The organism is Klebsiella sp. DY2415, assembly GCF_026314315.1.
Lineage (GTDB): Bacteria > Pseudomonadota > Gammaproteobacteria > Enterobacterales > Enterobacteriaceae > Klebsiella > Klebsiella ornithinolytica.
Map to the genome: position 1 here is coordinate 4,812,510 of NZ_CP111115.1, position 19,639 is coordinate 4,832,148.

The window sequence follows — 19,639 nt, forward strand, 5'->3', positions numbered from 1 at the left end:
CGCCTCCCTTAGCTCTGCGACGGATGGCGTTTGCCAATCGGCAGCGGCGGTGCCGCCGGACGGCTTTCACGTTCGCGGGTAATCATCTCCAGCGCCTCTTCCCGGCTCATGCTGCTGGCCGGCGTGATCAACGTCACCACCACAGACGCGACCAGGCTGGTGAGTACCGACGGGATACACGGATTGCCCCAGAAGGCCAGCCAGTCGCTGTTCATCAGCACTGCCACCGATGCCCCAGCCCCACCAGCCAGAGCGGCTACCGCCCCCTGCCAGTTAAAGCGCGTCCAGAAACGGCCGAGCATGGTGCAGATGAACATGCCGGACATGATCATCGAGATCATTTTGGTGATGTAGCTGATGATGTCGTTAGAGGTCAGCGCAAACACCAGCGCCAGGGCAATAACCAGCACGAGGAACATTCGCGACAGACGAATCGCTTTCTCCGGCGCGGGCATATGGCCGGTCACAAGGGTATAGAGGTCGCGCAGCATAATAGACACCGCGGCAATCGCATCAGAGCTGCCGGAGGACATATTGGCCGACATCCCGGCAATCAGGATCGCCATCGCCAGCACCGGCGGCAGCACCTGAGTGGCAAACAGGAAGGCAAAGCCGCTGTTTTCGAGGTTCGCATTCATGGTCCACACCGCCATGCCGATAATCGCCGGCAGGAAGGAGAAACCGAGGTATAGCAGTCCGGTGATGGTGAAGGACTGGCGCACGGAGGAGACGGTTTTCGCCGAGTAGATACGCTGACGATAGGACGGCGTCGCCAGGACGCCCACGCCAATGACGATCGCCAGCGAGAGCGCGGGCAGCACCCCGAGTTTATCGACGGCAAACAGGCTCTGTGCTGCCGGGTCGACGGCCTGCTGAATATGGCTCCAGCCGCCCACGTGCTGGACGGCAAAAATCGCCATCAAAATAAAACCCACGAACAGCACAATCGATTGAACCGTATCGATCCAGACGACCGCGGAATAGCCGCCAATACCGACATAAACCACAAATGCCAGCGCGATAATGACTTTGGCGACATTAATATCAATACCGCTGGCCCATGCCAGATAGAGCCCGCCGCCTAATATATGCGCGCCAAGCCAGCCAATTGAGGCAATAAAAATAAGGATCGCTACCAGGTTTTTAATAATTTTACTGCCACCGGTATAATAGGACATCTCTTCGCTCATAGTCATAAAGCGAAATTTACGTACCGGCGCAAATAACCACGCGACCAGTAAAATGCCCACCGCGCCGCCGAGGCCATACAGCATCCCCGCCCAGCCGTTGCTGTAGCCAAAGCCCACGGCACCCACGCTCGAACCGGTGCCGACCATGGTGCCCACCGTCGAACCCAGCGTCAGAAACATCGGCAGAGAGCGGCCGCCCAGTAGAAAATCATCACCGTTTTTTTGCTTGCGAGAAACATACCAACCTAAGGTAATCATGGCGCAGGCATAAACAGAAAACCAAATCAGGAATGACATATTATTCATTGCTCACATCCAGGCGTAATAAATAATATTCGTACCGCTGAATATTATGAGTTAATCGTAACGATGCCAGAAAAAAGGCAAAGCAACCCTGCTCGCGCCGATTGATGGAGTCAATTTGGCACGATTGTCACATTTTTATGGGTCACTCCCCACCCGGCGGTGGGGAATTCTTATTTACACGCGAGCGACGTTATAGCAGGTCACATCCACTTCGACTTTACAATCCACCACCAGATCGGCAACGCAACAAATGCGTGCGGGGGGATTCTCAGCAAAGAACTCGCGGAACACTTTATTGAATGACTGGAAATAGCGTGAGTCGGTCAGAATCACTTTCACATGCACCACATCCGCCAGGCTGTAGCCTGCTTCGGTCATGATATCGACGCAGTTCTGAATCGCCAGCCGCGACTGCTCAACAATGCCGCCTTCTACCACTTCCCCGTTTTTCATCGGCGTCTGGCCGGAGACATACAGCCAGCCCCCGGCTTCAACCGCCCGCGCGAAGGGCAGATGCTGCCCGCCGGTTCCGGTCCCGCCTTCAACGCCATAACGTTTGATACTCATATTCCGCTCCTTAGTCCATCTGGCGACGCAGGAAACGCCCTGCGCGCCCGGTAATTTTTTTATCGCTGCCGTAGCTCATGATGCCGTTCACCATCACCGCCTCGATCCCTTCCGCAGGCTGTTTCGGATCGGAGAAGCTGGCCACATCACGCACCGTCAGCGGATCGAACAGCACCAGATCGGCAAAATAACCGACTTTCACCAGCCCGCGCTGCGCCAGCCGGAAGCGCGCTGCCGACAGGCCGGTCATTTTGTGAATCGCCGTGGTCAGCGGAAACAGCTGCTCATCACGGCTGTAATGGCCAAGCACCCGGGGAAAAGCGCCCCATAAACGCGGATGCGGCATCGGGTCGTTGGGCAACCCATCGGAGCCGATCATCGTGACGGGATAGCGCATCACCCGCCGGACATCCTGCTCATCCATGTTGTAGTAGATAGCCCCGGCAGGCATCAGCTGCGCCGCCGCCTCATGCAGGCTCATCTGCCACGCATCGGCAATCTGCTTAAGCGTTTTTCCCGCCTGTTCCGGCCGGGATTCCGACCAGGTGATCACAATATCGAACTCATCGGTGACCTGTTTCATATCCAGCGTTGAGGAGCTGGCGGAATACGGGTAGCAGTCGCAGGCAATCTCCTGGCGCTGGCGCATCTCATCGAAGAAGGCCAGCGTCTCCCGCGTGCGTCCCCAGTTCTTTGCCCCGGCGCATTTATGATGTGAAACCACCACCGGGACGTTGCCGTGACGCCCGATGCGGAACGCTTCGTCGAGAGCATCCAGAATAGGTTCAAATTCAGAACGCAGATGGGTCGTATAAATGCCCTTCTCCGCCGCCAGCTCTTCCGCCAGCGCCATCACCTCTTCGGTGGTGGACTGGAAAGCGCTGGCATAGGCCAACCCGGTGCTCAGGCCAAGCGCTCCCTGGCGTAACGCATCGCGCAGCTGGACGCGCATCCCGGCAATCTCGCTCTCCGTTGCCGGACGGAGCAGATCGTCCATATGGTTATTGCGCAGCGCGGTATGACCAATCAGCGTCCCGACGTTGAGCGACGGCCGGGCCGCTTCCACAGCGTGCGCGTATGCTTCAACGGTGGGATAGATAAACTGCGCCTGTTCACCCAGCAGGTTCATCGGATCAGGAACATCGCCGCGCATTGTCGCCGTCGCCGCGCTGATCCCGCAATTCCCGACAATAACCGTCGTCACGCCCTGGCTCAGTTTTGGCAGATACTCCGGAATACGAATGACGTTGATATCGTCATGGGTATGCACATCAATAAACCCCGGCGCCAGCACGCGCCCCTCGCCGTCAATCTCGCGGTCAGCCGCCACATTCAGCGCCGGCGCGATGTCGACAATACGATCGCCCTTCACCGCCACGTCGCCGCGATACTGCGGTCCGCCGCTTCCATCAATCACCGTGACGTTCTTGAAAAGCCAGTCAACCTTCATTTGCAATTACTCCCTTTCGACTATGCCGACAAGTTAACCATTTACAAGGTGAAAAAACAGTGGAAAACTACGCAAAACCCAGATCGTTTTGTGATACTTTTATTCACAATGGATAATATTTAAGTATTAAAACAATCAATATCAACAAGTTATATATGATACCCATCTGAAACCCGTACCTGAACCTTGAAAGGATAGTGTTATGAAATACCACTCCGATACGCTTGTCCCGCATAAATCCGCCGTCATGGCCTGCCCGGCCAACCTGCTGGCTGAAGAGGTCTGCCTGCCCGCGGCGCTGGTGAAAAAAACAGCGCTGGAAAATAACATTGCCTGGATGCAGCGCTATGCCGATACCCGCGGCGTCTCGCTGGCGCCGCACGGAAAAACGACGATGACGCCATGGATTTTTCAGGCCCAGCAGCGGGCGGGAGCATGGGGTATCGGGGTGGGAAGCGCCTGGCAGGCCAGCGCAGCGATGGCCAGCGGAATTGAGCGCGTCTTAATGGTCAATCAGCTGGTCGGTCAGGCCAACATGCAGGTGGTTTCACAACTGAAGGCCCATTACCGGGCGGTGGATTTTCTCTGCTGCGTGGATAGCCTGGCGAATGCCCGCACTCTGTCGGCGTTCTTCAGCGCGCGCCAGCAAACGCTGGATGTTCTCATTGAGCTGGGCGTTCCCGGCGGGCGCTGCGGCTGCCGGAGCGTGGACGCGGCGCTGGCGCTGGCCCAGGAGGTCGCCACGCTACCGGGCCTGACGCTTCGCGGGCTGGAACTGTACGAAGGGGTGCTGCACGGCGACGATCCGCAGCCGCAGGTTGAAGCGCTGCTGCGTCAGGCCGCCGGGCTCGCCTGCCAGATGGCGCCGCTGGTTGAGGGTGAGTTTATTCTGACCGGCGCGGGGACCGTCTGGTATGACGTGGTGTGCAACGTGTGGCTGGCCGCACAGAAGCCGGATCGCTGCCGGGTGGTGATCCGACCGGGCTGTTACATCACTCATGATGTGGGGATCTATGAGATTGCCCGGCAGGAGCTGATCGCCCGCGATCCGATCGCCTGCGATCTCGGCGGCGACCTGACCTCTGCGCTGGAGCTGATGGCGATGGTGCAGTCGGTCCCGGAGGCGGATCGCGCGGTGGTCAATTTCGGCAAGCGCGACTGCGCCTTCGATGCCGGACTCCCACAGCCTGTCGCCCACTATCGCCACGGCAAAGCATTACCGCTGCAGGCCGACGAGATAGTCAGCGTCGGGATTATGGATCAGCACTGCATGCTGCGCCTGGCGCCGGGCTGCGATGTGCAGGTCGGCGATATTGTGCTGTTTGGCACCTCTCATCCGTGTCTGACCTTCGATAAGTGGAAAACCCTGCTGCTGGTGGATGACGAGTACAACGTGCTCGAGGAGCTGGACACCTTGTTCTGATGACGTTTACGGTTAGCGGCTGACGTCTTATTCGGTTGCCAGAAACCACCGCTCTCTGTCGCCCCGGCAAGCACAACGCCGCCGGGGAAACCGCCGCTCTCCTGTCGCCCAAGGCCCCGATAACTCCGCGGGCGGTTCAACTACTCGCTCAACGCGGAAATCTCATCAAACAACGAACGGCTAATGGTGACGCCCTGGCATTCACTCTCCTGGCGGCAGAGATAGCGCCGTTCGCCCGGGAGTCTCGCCCCTTGCGCCTGCATGCTGTTAAACAGCGTCTCCGCGCGAGCCAGATGTGCATCAGCCTCCGCACCGAGGAACCGCTGCGGATCCAGCGCCAGAATCAGCTCGCCGCCGTAGGGTAGCCCGCCCGCACCACCGTCCCACGCCAGCGATTCCGCGCTGGTCATGTCGCCAATCAGCGGCCCGGCAAGCAGCTCGACCATCGCCGCCAGCGCCGATCCTTTATAGCCACCAAAGGTCAGCATCGCCCCGGCCAGCACCGCTCCGGCGTCCGTAGTCGGCTGGCCCTGACGATCAATCCCCCATCCTTCCGGTAACGCTTTCCCGGCACGTTGATGCAGTTGAATCTCGCCGCGCGCCGCCACGCTGGTGGCCATATCAAAAATAAACGGCGGCTTATCCCCCCGCGGCCAGCCAAAGGCGACAGGATTGGTGCCAAACAGCGGCAGGCTGCCGCCCGCAGGCGCCACCCATGCATGGCCCGGCGTGCAGGCCAGCCCGACCAGGCCGGCATCCGTCAACGGTTCGATATCGGCAAACAGCGCCGAAAAATGCACGCAGCGGTTGATGGCCAGCGCGGCGATACCGCTGCGGCGCGCCTTCTCCACCAGCAGCGGCAGCGCCCGCTCAAACGCCAGCAGCGAAAACGCGCCGCCGGCATCGACGCGCACAATCCCCGGCGCCCGATCGTCAATCTGCGGTTCGGCATCCGGGGAGACCTTACCTTTACGCAGGGTGTCCACGATCCCCAGTAGCCGCCACAGGCCGTGGGAAGCGCAGCCATCACGCTCCCCGCCGGTGACGTTGCGCGCTACCGCCGCCGCGTGATCCTCGCTGAATCCATTAGCGCTCAGCGCCCGCATCGCCAGCGCATAAGCTTCGGGTAACGACAGGGTTACCGTTTCCATGACCTTCTCCTCTACTCTTCTTCGTCTCCGCTAAAATTAGCCTGGGGGAGACAGCTGCGCGCGCCCCAGTAATAAATTCCCAGCGACATCACCGCTACCAGCACCGTATCCCAGGGGTGAGCTATCTCATTAGTACCACCAAAACTGCCCAACCAGGAAAAGAGCATGATCAGCGCATAGAAGACGATCAGCCACAGCGAGGATTTCACCTGTTGCGCCAGGCTGACGGTATGTACCGGCACTTTGCCTTTGCACAGGATGTAGACCACAAACATGACGATTTGCAGCCCCAGCAGCCAGGAGAGCGTGGTCCAGCCGGACCAGTAGACGATCAGCGCGGAGATCATAAACGACACCGGTCCAATAATCGCGAACGCCCGCACGCGGAAGGGACGCGGCAGATCCGGCGCGTTACGGCGCAGCCCTGCGGCGGTCACCGGCGCGATCGCATAGCTCAACACCAGCGCGGCCGAGACCACGCTGATCAGCTGCTCCCAGGAGGGGAACGGCAGCGTCCAGAAGATGGACAGACCGAAGGTCAACCACAGCGCCGGACGCGGAATGCCGGACTCTTTATCAATGTGGGTAAAGGCTTTAAAAAAGGTTCCGGCTTTCGCCCAGCCGTAGATAACGCGCGGCGTGGCGTTCATGTAAATATTGCCGGTGCCGCTCGGGGAGATGATCGCGTCGCTAATCACCATAAAGGCCAGCCAGCCCATACCGAGAGTGATAGCGATATCGCGATACGGCAGCGAGAACTGTTTACTCACTTCCGCCCAGCCGCCGCTTAACATTTCCGTCGGAATGCTGCCGAGAAACGCCAGCTGCAGCAGCACATAGATAATGGTCGATAGCACCACCGACAGAATCAGCGCCACCGGGATCGTGCGCTGCGGATGCTGAACCTCGCTGGCAACGGAAATAATCGGCGTCAGCCCCAGATAGGCAAAGATAATCCCGCCGGCGCTGATCGCCGCTTCCACCCCGGACATCCCAAACGGCGCAATCCCCTGAGTATGCAGGTTTTCCGGCTTAAAGAAGGTGAACAGGGTAATCACTACCAGCAGCGGCACCAGAAACTTCAGCACGCTGATAAAGTTATTCGAGCGGGCAAAGGTTTTGACGCTGTAGTAGTTAAGCGCAAAGAAAAAGCACAGCAGCAGGAACTGCACCACCCAGCCCAGCAGAGTCGGCGAGCTGGATCCCGGCTGGGTCAGCGCCGGGAACCAGGCGGCGGCATACTGACGGGCGGCGACAATTTCGATAGAAATCAGGCTTGAGAAGGCAATCAGCGTAATAAAGCCGAGCAGATACCCCATCAGCTCACCGTGCGAAAAGACCGGATAACGGATAATCCCCCCTGCGCGCGGCAGCGCCGCCCCCAGTTCGCAGTAAACGATGCCCAGCAGCAAAACCGCAAAGCCGCCGATCACCCAGGAGGCGATCCCGGCGGGCCCGGCAATCGACGCGACGTGGCTGGCGGCAAAGAGCCAGCCGGAACCAAAAATCGCCCCCAGGCCAATAAACGTCAGATCGGTTAAGGTCAGCTGCTTTTTAAACTTACCCGACTCAGCAACGCGGGTTTGACTGTTATGCGTAGTGTGAATAGTCATCGTGATGCCCTTCCGTCAACATGAGGGGGAAATCGCTTCCCGGGTCCACCGGCCGTTCACCAGGCGCAGCAGGTTTAAAGGGTTAGCATCCTGCAAGGCCGGCGGCAGCAACGCGGCAGGGGCGTTCTGCAGACAAACCGGCCGCAGAAAACGTTCGATCGCCCGGGTCCCAACCGATGTGCCGCGCGCGTCGGTGGTGGCCGGCCAGGGGCCGCCGTGCACCATCGCATCGCACACTTCCACGCCGGTGGGATAGCCGTTGAACAGCACCCGTCCGGCTTTATCGCTGAGCAGCGGCAGCAGACGCGCCGCCAGGGGACGATCGTCCGCATCGGCATGCAGCGTCGCCGTCAGCTGTCCCTGCAGCGTACTGACCAGCGCCATCATCTGCGTCTCGTCCGCCACTTCCACCAGTACCGACAGCGGGCCAAACACCTCGGTTTGCAGCACGCTATCCGGCGCCATGAACGCCTCCGCCGTCGCCAGGTACAACAACGCCTGCGCCCGCTGGCCGCAGGCCGCTTCACCGCTGGCCAGCCGCTGCACACCCGGACAGGCGTCGAGCGTCTCGACACCGGCGCGATAGTGTTGCAGGGTCGGCGCATTGAGCAGAACCTGAGCGGGCGCGGCCTGAACCTGTTCACATAACGCGGCAGTAAAGCGCGTCAGCCCTTCGCCCTTGAGCGCCAGAATCAACCCTGGGCGAGTACAAAATTGCCCGCCGCCGAGGGTAAACGACGCCACCAGATCTTTGGCCAGCGACGCCGCGCGCGAGCGCCTGGGGCAGAATAATCAGCGGATTAATCGCCGACATTTCCGCAAACAGCGGGATTGGCTGCGGGCGCTGCTGCGCCAGCTGGAGTAGCGCTTTCCCCCCCGTCAGCGAACCGGTGAATCCCACCGCCTGAATCGCCGGATGGCGCACCAGTTCGGCCCCGATATCGGTACCAAAAATCATGTTGAACACCCCGCCGGGCAAGGCGCATTTCTCCACCGCCCGCACAATGGCCTGCGCCGTCTGCTCTGCGGTTGCCATATGTCCGGGATGAGCCTTAACCACCACCGGGCAACCGGCCGCCAGCGCCGAGGCGGTATCGCCGCCGGCGGTAGAAAAGGCCAACGGAAAGTTGCTGGCGCCGAATACCGCAACCGGGCCAAGCGCCACCTGATACTGGCGCAGATCCGCTCGCGGTAAGGGTTGACGCGCCGGCAGCGCCGTATCAATGCGCGCCCCCAGAACATCCCCGCGGCGTAACAGACCGGCAAACATCCGCAGCTGACCGCTGGTGCGTGCCCGCTCGCCCTGTAAACGCGCCAGCGGCAGCGCGGTCTCAGCATGGGCAATGGCAAAAAAGCTCTCGCCCAGCCCGTCCAGTTCATCGGCAATGGTCTCCAGAAAGCGCGCGCGCGTCTCTGGCGAGGTTCCGGAATAGGCGGCAAAAGCCTGCGCCGCCGCCTGCGCCGCCAGTGCGGCCTCCTCCCGGGAGGCCGGATAAAAACGGTGGCCGGTGGCCTCGCCGTCCGCAGCCTTCAGGCTGAGGAGCGTGGCTTCGCCGCTGGCGACGCGGCGCCCGGCGATAAACTGCCGACCCGCCGTCATTTCTGTTTCGCTCATCGTCGCTCCCCGCCTCACAGGCCCACGTCCGGCAGCACAGGACGCGTCGCCAGCGCCTGTTCCACGATGTTCACCACCTGCTGACGGGTCTCCCCTTCCAGCGCCAGACGCGGCGGACGGGTGACGGCGCTGCCGCGTCCCAGCAGCTCTTCGCACAGCTTGATGCACTGCACCAGATCCGGACGCGCATCGAGGTGCAGCAGCGGCATAAACCAGCGATACAGCGCCATGGCTTCGTCATAGCGTTTCTGTGCGGCAAGACGGAACAGGGTTTCGCCTTCGCGCGGGAAAGCGTTCGACATGCCGGAAATCCACCCTTCCGCGCCCACGGCGATGCTCTCCACCACCACATCATCCAGCCCGGCAAACAGCACGAAGCGGTCGCCGACGGTGTTACGCAGATCGACGAAACGACGGGTGTCCCCGGATGAGTCTTTGAAGCAGACGATATTGTCGCAATCGGTGAGGGTGGCGAGGATATCTGGCGTGACGTCGTTCTTGTAAATCGGCGGGTTGTTATAAACCATAATCGGCAGGTCGGTGGCGGTGGCCACGCTGCGGAAGTGGGCGGCGGTTTCGTGCGGCTTCGAGGAGTAGACCAGCGCCGGCATCACCATAATCCCGTCGACGCCAACGCGCTCGGCCTCTTTCGCCATCTTCTGCGCAAACGCGGTAGTGAACTCGGCGACCCCGGCGATCACCGGAATTTTGCCGCCCGCCGCATCCTTCGCCACTTCAATAATCTGCAGTTTTTCCTCGGTTGTCAGCGAGGTGTTTTCCCCGACGCTGCCGCACACCACCAGCCCGGAGACGCCGTCTCTGACCAGGTTTTTCATCACCGCATGGGTGGCATCTAAATCGAGGGAGTAATCTTGACGAAACTGCGTGCTGACTGCCGGAAATACGCCGCTCCAGTGAATCGCTTTTTTGCTCATGCTCGGTTCCTTGTCGTCATTTTGTTAAGTCAAAGTGAATGAATGGTGAATTTTCACTGACAGATTGACGTTTCATGGACCCGGCGGCTTGTCGGTTTTCTTCCAATACGATGACGAAATTAGCACAGTCGCAAAAAGTGTGAGCCGACGATTATCCCGCCAGCGTCAGGCGAAAATCGCGCGGCGTGGAGCCGGTCATCGCTTTAAATTGACGGCTGAAGGCGCTGTGATCGGTATAGCCGCACTGCAGCGCAATATCGGTAATCGGCGTCTCTCCCGCCAGCAGCTCGGTGGCTTTTTCGAGGCGGACCTTGTGGATCATTTGCCGCGGCGTGAGGTGAAAGATCCGTTTGCAATAGCGTTCGATCTGCGCCACGGACATGCCGCTTAACCCGGTCAGCTCTTCCATGGTGATCGGGCGATGGTAGTGGCGACGAATATGATCATCGACGATCGCCAGCCGCTGCCAGGCAGGATGTCGGGCATGCGCCTCCTGAAGATCGTGCGAGATCCCTGCCATGCCGATCACCTGGCCGTGAACATCGCGCAGCGCCAGCTTTTGCGTCAGACACCAGCCGCGTTCACGCCCGTTATAGAGGTGCATTTCGAGCTGGTCGCGCAGGGTCACCCCCTCTCTCAACACCCGCAGATCCTGTTCGGTATAGCCCTGCCCCAGCGCCGATGGAAAGACGTCGGCCGAGGTTTTGCCTAACAGCGAGGAGACGCTTTTAAAGCCGCAGCGACGAGCCAGCGTCAGGTTCGCCAGCAGGTAGCGCGCCTGGGCATCTTTGATAAAAAAAACCACATGGGGAATCGCGTTCAGCAGCGGCGCGATGAGCGCCAGCGCATTGAGCAACGATGGCATGTTTTCCGGGCGCTGGCGCGCCAGCCCTTCGCAAATCTGGCTCAGCTCATCCACGGCCAGATCCGTATCCTCAACCGGAGCGTGCTCCGAAGCAGCAGCAGTAACACAGAACATAAGGCTTCCTCATGGCGGGTGACGGGAGGATATTTATTCACCTTTTGGTAACACATCAAGCGGCAATACCGCGTTTTGCGATCCTGACTCCGGTTTATATTTTCCCCTGAGTACGTCGCTGGCGCGATCGCGACTTTCGGTTTACCACAGCAATAAGCGAATGATTAATAAGAAATAACTATGTCATTCATAAACAGGCGCCGCCGTTTATTGTGCCGATTTCGTCATTTTCTCTGGCGAAAGCGTTCAAGCCGGAGGCGGTCTGTTGCGCCAGCATGATGAAACAAATCGTTAACCTCCGGAGATAGCCATGACTGCGCCACGTCACCCCATTGAACTCAGAGCCATTGATTCTCATACCGGCGGCGAACCGACCCGCCTGATTGTGGACGGTTTTCCGGATCTCGGTAACGGCAGCATGGCGGAGCGCCGCGAACGTTTCGCCCGCGAATTCGATCGCTGGCGCCAGGCGGTTATCCTGGAGCCGCGCGGCAACGATGTGCTGGTGGGGGCGCTGCTGTGCAAGCCGGTCTCACCGCAGGCAACCGCCGGGGTGATTTTCTTCAACAATGCCGGCTTTCTGAACATGTGTGGGCATGGCACCATCGGGCTTATCGCTTCGCTGGCATGGCTTGGTCGCATCAAGCCTGGCACCCATCTGATTGAAACGCCGGTGGGCAACGTCAGCGCAACGCTACATGAAGATGGCAGCGTCTCGGTGGAGAATGTTCCGGCCCGGCGCGGTAAAAAACAGCTCAGCGTCAGCACATCGGTGGGAACCGTCACCGGTGATATTGCCTGGGGAGGCAACTGGTTTTTCCTCATCAACGATCATCCCTTCACCCTCGAACCCGCCCAAATTCCGCAGCTTACCGAGTATGCGTGGGCCGTACGTGCAGGGCTGGAAGCCGCCGGGATCCGCGGCGATGACGGCGGCGAAATCGACCATATCGAACTCTTTGCCGACGCCGCCGATGCCGACAGCCGCAGTTTCGTACTGTGCCCGGGGAAAGCCTGGGATCGCTCGCCGTGCGGCACCGGAACCAGCGCCAAACTGGCCTGTCTGGCCGAAGATGGCAAGCTGCAGCCCGGCGAACTCTGGCGCCAGGCCAGTATTATCGGCAGTCAGTTTACCGCCAGCTATACGCGCAGCGACGCCGGTATCATTCCGACGATCCGCGGCGAAGCCTGGGTTTGCGGCGATACCCGGCTGATCCTCAACCCGGACGATCCCTTCTGCTGGGGGATCGTGTCGTGAACCACGGCGATGTCATCGTGATCGGTGCCGGGATCGTCGGCGCCGCCTGCGCATGGCAGCTGGCGAAACGCGGGCAAAAAGTGATTTTGCTCGACGATCGCCAGCCGGGCGCCACCGCAGCCGGCATGGGCCATCTGGTGTGTATGGATGACGATCCCGCCGAACTCGCGCTCTCCGCCTGGTCACTGGCATGCTGGCGCACCCTCACGCCGCGGATGCCCGAGCGCTGCGCCTGGCGCGGCTGCGGCACTCTGTGGCTGGCGGAAACTCCCCAGGAGCTGGAGATTGCCCGGGAGAAGCAGCGGCGAATGGCCGCATATCAGGTCTCCAGCGAGATGCAGACCCCCACACAGTTGATGCAGCGAGAACCGCTGCTGCGTGCCGGCCTGCAGGGTGGGCTGTGGGTGCCCGGCGACGGTATCGTCTATGCCCCTGAAGTCGCGCGCTGGTTTATCGCCGACGCGGGAGACAACCTGACCTGTCTCAGCGAAGGCGCCACGGAAATCGCCGAGCCGGCGGTGACGCTGACCAGCGGAAAACGGCTGCGGGCGCCGGCTATCGTGGTCGCCTGCGGCCTCGGCGCCAATGGGCTGCTGGGGGAAAACTGGCTGCGGCCCAAGAAAGGTCAGCTGGCGATCACCGACCGCTACGGCCCGTTACTCCATCATCAGCTGGTCGAACTGGGCTACGGCGCCAGCGCCCACGGCGGCGGCACCTCGGTGGCGTTTAACGTGCAGCCGCGCCCCACCGGACAGCTGCTGCTCGGCTCTTCGCGGCAGTTTGATCACTCAGAACGCCAGCTGGATTTGCCGCTGCTGGCACAGATGCTCGACCGTGCCCGGCACTTCCTGCCCCCCCTCGCCGGGCTGAATATTATCCGCTGCTGGAGCGGCTTTCGCGCCGCATCAGAGGACGGAAATCCCCTGATTGGTCCCCACCCGTCACGTCCCGGTCTGTGGCTGGCGCTGGGTCATGAAGGGCTCGGCGTCACCACCGCCCCCGCCAGCGCGGCGCTACTCGTCGCCCAGCTATTGGGCGAACGCAGTCCGTTAGCCCCCGACGCGTGGCTCCCGGCCCGCCTGCTGAAAAAAGAGGCTATCGCATGAGCCAGACTATCCCGGTGATGATTGAAGGTGAAAAACGCGATGTGCCGGTGGGAATCAGCGTCGCGGCAGCGCTGTCATTGACGGCGAATCCCACCACACGCATAGCCGTCGGCGGCCAGCCCCGCGCCCCTTTTTGCGGCATGGGCATTTGCCAGGAGTGTCGGGTGGCCGTCAACGGACGCCGGGTACTGGCCTGCCAGACGCTGTGCCAGCCCGGAATGACGATTGAAAGGAGCTGCCATGCAAACCCTGCGTTGTGACATTCTGATTCTCGGCTCCGGCCCGGCGGGTCTCGCCGCCGCGCTGGCGGCCGCATCCTGCGGTAAGCAGGTCGTGATCCTCGACGATAATCCGCGCCCCGGCGGGCAGATCTGGCGCGAGGGTCCGCAGGTGCAGCTCCCTGCTCTGGCACGCCGCTACCGGGAAGCCGTTGCCGCGGAGAAAAACATCACCTCGCTGAACGGCGCCCGGCTTATCGCCCGCCCTTCGGCACATCGCGTCCTGTTCGAAACCGCCGACGACAGCGGGGTTGTCGAATGGCAAAAACTGATCCTCTGCTGCGGCGCACGCGAACTCTCGCTGCCTTTCCCCGGCTGGACGCTGCCCGGCGTCACCGGCGCCGGGGGGTTACAGGCGCAAATTAAACACGGTCTGACGCTGCGGGGGCAAAAAGTGGTGATTGCCGGCAGCGGTCCGCTGCTGCTGGCGGTGGCCGCAACGGTGAAAAAAAGCGGAGGTGAAGTTCGACAAATTGTTGAGCAGGCCCCGCTCAGCGCCTTACTGCGTTTTGGCAGCAGCCTGTGGCGCTGGCCGGAAAAACTTCGCCAGCTGGCCACCCTCGCCCCGCGACGCTATCTCAGCGGTAGCCAGGTGATTCGCGCCCATGGCGAGACGCAGCTTGAAGCCATTACGCTGCGCGATGCTCGCGGCGTAGAGCGGACAATCGCCTGCCAGCGGCTGGCTATCGGTTACGGCCTGGTACCCAATATTGAAACCGCGCTGCACTTCGGCTGCACAATAGCTGACGAGGCAATAGCGGTGAATCGCTGGCAGCAGACCAGCGTCGCCAACATCTACGCCGCGGGCGAATGCACCGGCTTCGGCGGCAGCGAACTGGCGCTGGCAGAGGGTGAAATTGCCGGCTTTGCGGCAGCTGACGCCGAGGCTTGCGCCCAGGCCCACTTTGCCCGTCGCGAGCGCTGGCAGACATTTGCTCAGGCGGTCAACCGCACATTCACCCTGGCAGAGAGCCTGAAAAACGCCGCCACGCCGGATAGCCTGCTGTGCCGCTGTGAAGATGTGCGCTGCGGCGAAGTAGCCGATGCCGATAGCTGGCACCAGGCAAAACTGACCCGCCGCTGCGGAATGGGCGCCTGTCAGGGGAAAACCTGCGCGACCACCGCCCGCTGGCTGTACGGCTGGCCGCTACCGCAGCCGCGCGAACCGCTCTCTCCCGCCAGAACCGAAACCCTTATCGCGCTGGCCGACCCCCGAACGATGCGCTGATCTACTCTTCCTCATCACTTTCATCACTGCGCCCGGCGCCCTGACGGTTGCCGAGCGCAATAAACTCTTCCAGCAGCGCGGTCAGCTGCTGCATCTTTTCACTGGTGAACTGCGCTTCAATCAGGCGATAGGCCTCTTCCACCTGCGCCTGCGCGCTTTCATACAGCGTGTAGCCCGCCGGCGTCAGCGAAATATACAACTTGCGCTGATCGTTGACCGGCTTGAGACGCAGCACCAGACCGTCGCGCTCCATACGGGTCAGAATACCGGTCAGGCTGGGGCGCAGGATACAGGCGCGGAACGCCAGATCGTGAAAGTCCATCGACGGATTTTCCGCAAGGATGCGCACAATACGCCACTGCTGCTCGGTGAGATTATGGCGTTTAACGATCGGTCGGAAATGGCCCATCGCCGCTTCCCGCGCCTGCAACAACGCAATGGTTAACGAATCATGCATCACATACCCTCAACATCGCACTCTTATGTTTATTAATAAGTTAATAATTAGCGCCTATCCTGCCATGACGCAACCGGTTTCTGCACCTGAAAAGTACCAGCCGAGACGACAAAAAACCATAACAAACTGATTAATAACATATAAAATTTTATACTGTAAATTTATTGTTAATCAGATCACAAAACATTCACTTCTGTTTGCCAAACCCCGCCACAAGGAATAAAAGATGATCATTAACATATTAATGAATATCCCTTAGCATCCGACATCAGTACCAGAGGAGTGGTGAATGAAAGGTACCATCTTCGCCGTTGCGCTCAACCATCGCAGCCAGCTTGACGCCTGGCGCGATGCGTTCCAACAGGCCCCTTACAAAACGCCGCCGAAAACCGCGGTCTGGTTTATCAAACCTCGCAATACCGTCATCGGTGCCGGCGAGGCAATTCCCTATCCGCAGGGTGAAACCGTGCAGAGCGGCGCAACCGTCGCGCTGATTGTCGGCAAAACCGCGCGTAAGGTTTCCGCCGACGACGCCGCCTCTTTTATCGCCGGCTATGCGCTGGCCAATGACGTCAGCCTGCCGGAAGAGAGCTTTTACCGCCCGGCGATTAAGGCCAAATGCCGCGATGGCTTCTGCCCGATCGGTTCCCTCGCCCCGGTGGATAGCGTGGACAATCTGACCATCATCACTGAAATCAACGGCCGCGAGGCCGACAGCTGGAATACCGGCGATCTACAGCGCAATGCCGCCGAACTGTTAAGCGCGCTGAGCGAGTTTGCCACCCTGAATCCCGGCGATGCCATTCTGATCGGCACCCCTCACGCCCGCGTCACGCTGCAGCCCGGCGATCGCGTGCGGATCCTCGCCGAAGGTTTCCCGGCGCTGGAAAACCCGGTTGTTGCAGAAGGAGAGCTGGCATGAAACAGGCACGTATTGAATGGCAAGGCGCTCGCTACGACGTACAGGTCGATGAACGCGACCAGGTTCGCCTCGCCGATGGCACCCTGCTTCAAGCAGGCGACTTTCGCTGGCTGCCTCCCGCCGACGGAACGCTGTTCGCGCTGGGTCTGAACTATGCCGACCACGCCAGCGAGCTGGAGTTTAAGCCGCCGGAAGAGCCGCTGGTCTTTATCAAAGCGCCGAACACCTTTATCGGTCATGAACAAGAGTCGGTACGCCCGGACAACGTGGAGTACATGCATTACGAAGCCGAACTGGTGGTGGTGATAGGCAAAACCGCGCGCCGCGTCGCCGAAGCCGATGCCATGGACTATGTCGCCGGCTACACCGTCTGTAATGACTACGCCATTCGCGACTATCTGGAAAATTACTACCGGCCGAATCTGCGGGTAAAAAGCCGCGACACCCTGACCCCTATCGGGCCGTGGATCGTGAGCAAAGAGGCGATCCCGGATCCGCATAACCTGACTCTGCGCACCTGGGTCAACGGCGAGCTGCGCCAGCAGGGCACGACGGCCGATCTGATCTTCAGCATCCCGTTCCTGATCGCTTACCTGAGTGAATTCATGACCCTGCAACCGGGCGACATGATCGCCACCGGCACGCCGAAAGGGCTGTCCGACGTGGTGCCGGGCGACGAAGCGATCGTCGAAGTCGAAGGCGTCGGCCGCCTGGTCAACCGCATCATCAGCCAGCAAGCGTATGAGGAGAAGCTGTCATGAAAAAAATTAACCATTGGATCAACGGCAAAAACGTCGCGGGCGCAGAATATTTCCATACCACCAACCCGGCCACCGGCGAAGTGCTGGCGGAAGTCGCCTCCGGCGGTGAAGCCGAAGTGAATCAGGCCGTTGCCGCCGCGAAAGAAGCGTTCCCGAAATGGGCCAACCTGCCGATGAAAGAGCGCGCGCGCCTGATGCGCCGCCTGGGCGATCTGATTGACCAGAACGTCCCGGAGATCGCGGCGATGGAAACCGCCGATACCGGCCTGCCGATTCATCAGACCAAAAATGTGCTGATCCCGCGCGCTTCGCACAATTTCGAGTTTTTCGCCGAAGTGTGCCAGCAGATGAACGGCAAGACCTATCCGGTTGACGACAAGATGCTCAACTACACCCTCGTGCAGCCGGTCGGCGTATGCGCGCTGGTGTCGCCGTGGAACGTGCCGTTTATGACCGCCACCTGGAAGGTCGCGCCGTGCCTGGCGCTGGGCAATACCGCGGTGCTGAAGATGTCTGAGCTGTCGCCGTTGACCGCCGATCGTCTGGGCGAACTGGCGCTGGAAGCCGGTATTCCGGCCGGCGTACTCAACGTGGTGCAGGGCTACGGCGCCAGCGCCGGCGATGCCCTGGTGCGTCATCACGACGTCCGCGCAGTGTCGTTTACCGGTGGTACCGCCACCGGGCGCAACATCATGAAAAATGCCGGTCTGAAGAAGTACTCCATGGAGCTGGGCGGTAAATCACCGGTGCTGATTTTTGAAGATGCCGATATCGAGCGCGCGCTGGATGCCGCCCTGTTCACCATCTTCTCAATCAACGGCGAACGCTGTACCGCCGGGTCGCGCATCTTCATTCAGCAGAGCATCTACCCGGAATTCGTTAAACGCTTTGCCGAACGCGCTAACCGCCTGCGCGTCGGCGACCCGACCGATCCGAATACCCAGGTCGGGGCGCTGATCAGCAAGCAGCACTGGGAAAAAGTCTCCGGCTATATTCGCCTCGGCATCGAGGAAGGCGCCACCCTGCTGGCCGGCGGCCCGGACAAGCCGTCCGATCTGCCTGCGCATCTGCAAGGCGGCAACTTCCTGCGTCCGACGGTGCTGGCGGACGTCGATAACCGCATGCGCGTTGCGCAAGAAGAGATTTTTGGCCCGGTGGCCTGCCTGCTGCCGTTTAAAGACGAAGCGGAAGGGCTGCGCCTGGCGAACGACATCGAGTATGGCCTGGCGTCCTACATCTGGACCCAGGACATCAGCAAAGTGCTGCGTCTGGCGCGCGGTATTGAAGCCGGCATGGTGTTCGTCAATACCCAGAACGTCCGCGACCTGCGCCAGCCGTTTGGCGGCGTGAAAGCCTCCGGCACCGGCCGCGAAGGCGGCGAGTACAGCTTTGAAGTGTTCGCCGAAATGAAAAACGTCTGTATTTCCATGGGTGACCATCCGATCCCGAAATGGGGCGTATAACCGTCATCCGTCGAGCCGCACCCTGGCGGGCTGCGGCTCATACTATTCAGGTTATGTAAGGAGAACACCGCATGGGCAAATTAGCGTTAGCCGCCAAAATCACTCACGTGCCGTCAATGTATCTCTCTGAACTGCCGGGGAAAAATCATGGTTGTCGTCAGGCTGCCATCGACGGCCATAAAGAAATTGGCAAGCGCTGCCGAGAAATGGGCGTCGATACCATTATCGTTTTCGATACCCACTGGCTGGTCAACAGCGCCTACCACATTAACTGCGCCGACCATTTCAAAGGCGTCTATACCAGCAACGAACTGCCGCACTTTATCCGCGATATGACCTACGACTACGACGGCAACCCGGAGCTGGGTCAGATGATTGCCGACGAAGCGGTCAAACTGGGCGTGCGGGCGAAAGCGCACAACATCCCCAGCCTGAAGCTGGAGTACGGCACGCTGGTGCCGATGCGCTACATGAACAGCGATAAGCATTTCAAAGTGGTGTCGATTTCCGCGTTCTGCACCGTTCACGATTTTGCCGACAGCCGCAAGCTGGGCGAAGCCATCGTTAAAGCCATTGAAAAGTATGACGGTACCGTGGCGGTCTTCGCCAGCGGCTCACTGTCGCACCGCTTTATCGACGACCAGCGCGCCGAAGAGGGGATGAACAGCTACACCCGCGAGTTTGATCATCAGATGGATGAACGCGTGGTCAAGCTGTGGCGTGAAGGCAAGTTCAAAGAGTTCTGCACCATGCTGCCGGAATATGCCGACTACTGCTACGGCGAAGGCAATATGCACGACACGGTGATGCTGCTCGGCGTGCTCGGCTGGGATAAATATGACGGCAAGGTGGAGTTTATTACCGACCTGTTCGCCAGTTCCGGCACCGGCCAGGTCAACGCTGTGTTCCCGCTTCCGGCCCAGGCGTAAGGAGCCAC

General features: G+C 60.4%; 15 protein-coding genes and 3 pseudogenes. 9 read left to right on the top strand and 9 right to left on the bottom strand.

What is annotated here, in order from left to right:
* Positions 1 to 8: 8 nt before the first annotated feature.
* The 3 genes from OQV00_RS22855 to OQV00_RS22865 form a co-directional block, all read right to left on the bottom strand.
* Positions 9 to 1,496 carry a sodium:solute symporter family protein gene (locus OQV00_RS22855; protein ID WP_004857593.1) on the bottom strand — a complete coding sequence of 496 codons (1,488 nt, stop codon included), beginning with the start codon at positions 1,494 to 1,496 and terminating at the stop codon, positions 9 to 11.
* 174 nt (positions 1,497 to 1,670) lie between these two features.
* Positions 1,671 to 2,063 (bottom strand): RidA family protein, encoded by a 393-nt coding sequence (locus OQV00_RS22860; protein ID WP_004857591.1) that lies wholly within the window; start codon positions 2,061 to 2,063, stop codon positions 1,671 to 1,673.
* A gap of 10 nt (positions 2,064 to 2,073) precedes the next feature.
* Entirely contained in the window at positions 2,074 to 3,513 is a 1,440-nt protein-coding gene (locus OQV00_RS22865; protein ID WP_163980442.1) for an N-acyl-D-amino-acid deacylase family protein, read from the bottom strand.
* Here OQV00_RS22865 and OQV00_RS22870 point away from each other — a divergent pair.
* Both OQV00_RS22870 and OQV00_RS22875 read left to right on the top strand, forming a co-directional pair.
* Positions 3,491 to 3,636, top strand: a pseudogene (locus tag OQV00_RS22870) (hypothetical protein). The gene OQV00_RS22865 and the pseudogene OQV00_RS22870 sit on opposite strands and share 23 nt — an antisense overlap.
* 79 nt (positions 3,637 to 3,715) lie before the next feature.
* Complete coding sequence (locus tag OQV00_RS22875; protein WP_032716522.1) at positions 3,716 to 4,936, top strand: amino acid deaminase; 1,221 nt, start codon at positions 3,716 to 3,718, stop codon at positions 4,934 to 4,936.
* A 140-nt stretch (positions 4,937 to 5,076) separates the two neighbouring features.
* Here OQV00_RS22875 and OQV00_RS22880 read toward each other — a convergent pair whose 3' ends face one another.
* The 5 genes and pseudogenes from OQV00_RS22880 to OQV00_RS22900 form a co-directional block, all read right to left on the bottom strand.
* The gene (locus tag OQV00_RS22880; protein ID WP_004857585.1) at positions 5,077 to 6,087 is read right to left on the bottom strand and encodes an Ldh family oxidoreductase; all 1,011 of its coding nucleotides are present in this window, start codon (positions 6,085 to 6,087) and stop codon (positions 5,077 to 5,079) included.
* 11 nt (positions 6,088 to 6,098) lie between these two features.
* Positions 6,099 to 7,700 carry an APC family permease gene (locus tag OQV00_RS22885; protein WP_004857583.1) on the bottom strand — a complete coding sequence of 534 codons (1,602 nt, stop codon included), beginning with the start codon at positions 7,698 to 7,700 and terminating at the stop codon, positions 6,099 to 6,101.
* Between the two features lie 15 nt (positions 7,701 to 7,715).
* Positions 7,716 to 9,315, bottom strand: a pseudogene (locus OQV00_RS22890) (aldehyde dehydrogenase (NADP(+))).
* Positions 9,316 to 9,329: 14 nt separating this feature from the next.
* On the bottom strand, positions 9,330 to 10,250 hold the full coding sequence (locus OQV00_RS22895; RefSeq protein WP_004857580.1) for a dihydrodipicolinate synthase family protein: 921 nt from the start codon (positions 10,248 to 10,250) through the stop codon (positions 9,330 to 9,332).
* Between the two features lie 151 nt (positions 10,251 to 10,401).
* Positions 10,402 to 11,229: an AraC family transcriptional regulator gene (locus tag OQV00_RS22900; RefSeq protein ID WP_004857578.1), complete on the bottom strand. Its 828-nt coding sequence runs from the start codon at positions 11,227 to 11,229 to the stop codon at positions 10,402 to 10,404.
* A gap of 310 nt (positions 11,230 to 11,539) precedes the next feature.
* Between OQV00_RS22900 and OQV00_RS22905 the strand changes: the two genes are divergently transcribed.
* From OQV00_RS22905 to OQV00_RS22920, 4 genes are read left to right on the top strand one after another with little or no spacing between them, the layout of a single operon-like run.
* A complete protein-coding gene (locus OQV00_RS22905; protein ID WP_004857576.1) occupies positions 11,540 to 12,487 on the top strand; it encodes a 4-hydroxyproline epimerase in 948 nt (315 codons plus the stop codon).
* Positions 12,484 to 13,593 carry an NAD(P)/FAD-dependent oxidoreductase gene (locus tag OQV00_RS22910; protein WP_143722787.1) on the top strand — a complete coding sequence of 370 codons (1,110 nt, stop codon included), beginning with the start codon at positions 12,484 to 12,486 and terminating at the stop codon, positions 13,591 to 13,593. The genes OQV00_RS22905 and OQV00_RS22910 overlap by 4 nt, the downstream gene beginning before the upstream one ends.
* Complete coding sequence (locus OQV00_RS22915; protein WP_054829458.1) at positions 13,590 to 13,853, top strand: 2Fe-2S iron-sulfur cluster-binding protein; 264 nt, start codon at positions 13,590 to 13,592, stop codon at positions 13,851 to 13,853. Before OQV00_RS22910 ends, OQV00_RS22915 begins: the two co-directional genes overlap by 4 nt.
* Positions 13,834 to 15,099, top strand: coding sequence for an FAD-dependent oxidoreductase (locus tag OQV00_RS22920; protein WP_004857573.1), 1,266 nt, complete (start codon positions 13,834 to 13,836; stop codon positions 15,097 to 15,099). Before OQV00_RS22915 ends, OQV00_RS22920 begins: the two co-directional genes overlap by 20 nt.
* Before the next feature lies 1 nt (position 15,100).
* Here OQV00_RS22920 and hpaR read toward each other — a convergent pair whose 3' ends face one another.
* Positions 15,101 to 15,556 carry a homoprotocatechuate degradation operon regulator HpaR gene (hpaR, locus tag OQV00_RS22925; protein WP_004857572.1) on the bottom strand — a complete coding sequence of 152 codons (456 nt, stop codon included), beginning with the start codon at positions 15,554 to 15,556 and terminating at the stop codon, positions 15,101 to 15,103.
* Between the two features lie 289 nt (positions 15,557 to 15,845).
* Here hpaR and OQV00_RS27185 point away from each other — a divergent pair.
* The 3 genes and pseudogenes from OQV00_RS27185 to hpaD all read left to right on the top strand — a co-directional run bounded on the left by OQV00_RS27185 (position 15,846) and on the right by hpaD (position 19,631).
* Positions 15,846 to 17,239, top strand: a pseudogene (locus tag OQV00_RS27185) (fumarylacetoacetate hydrolase family protein).
* The gene (hpaE, locus tag OQV00_RS22940; RefSeq protein ID WP_015585210.1) at positions 17,236 to 18,702 is read left to right on the top strand and encodes a 5-carboxymethyl-2-hydroxymuconate semialdehyde dehydrogenase; all 1,467 of its coding nucleotides are present in this window, start codon (positions 17,236 to 17,238) and stop codon (positions 18,700 to 18,702) included. The pseudogene OQV00_RS27185 and the gene hpaE overlap by 4 nt, the downstream one beginning before the upstream one ends.
* A gap of 71 nt (positions 18,703 to 18,773) precedes the next feature.
* Complete coding sequence (hpaD, locus tag OQV00_RS22945) at positions 18,774 to 19,631, top strand: 3,4-dihydroxyphenylacetate 2,3-dioxygenase (protein WP_004857568.1); 858 nt, start codon at positions 18,774 to 18,776, stop codon at positions 19,629 to 19,631.
* Positions 19,632 to 19,639: the final 8 nt, after the last annotated feature.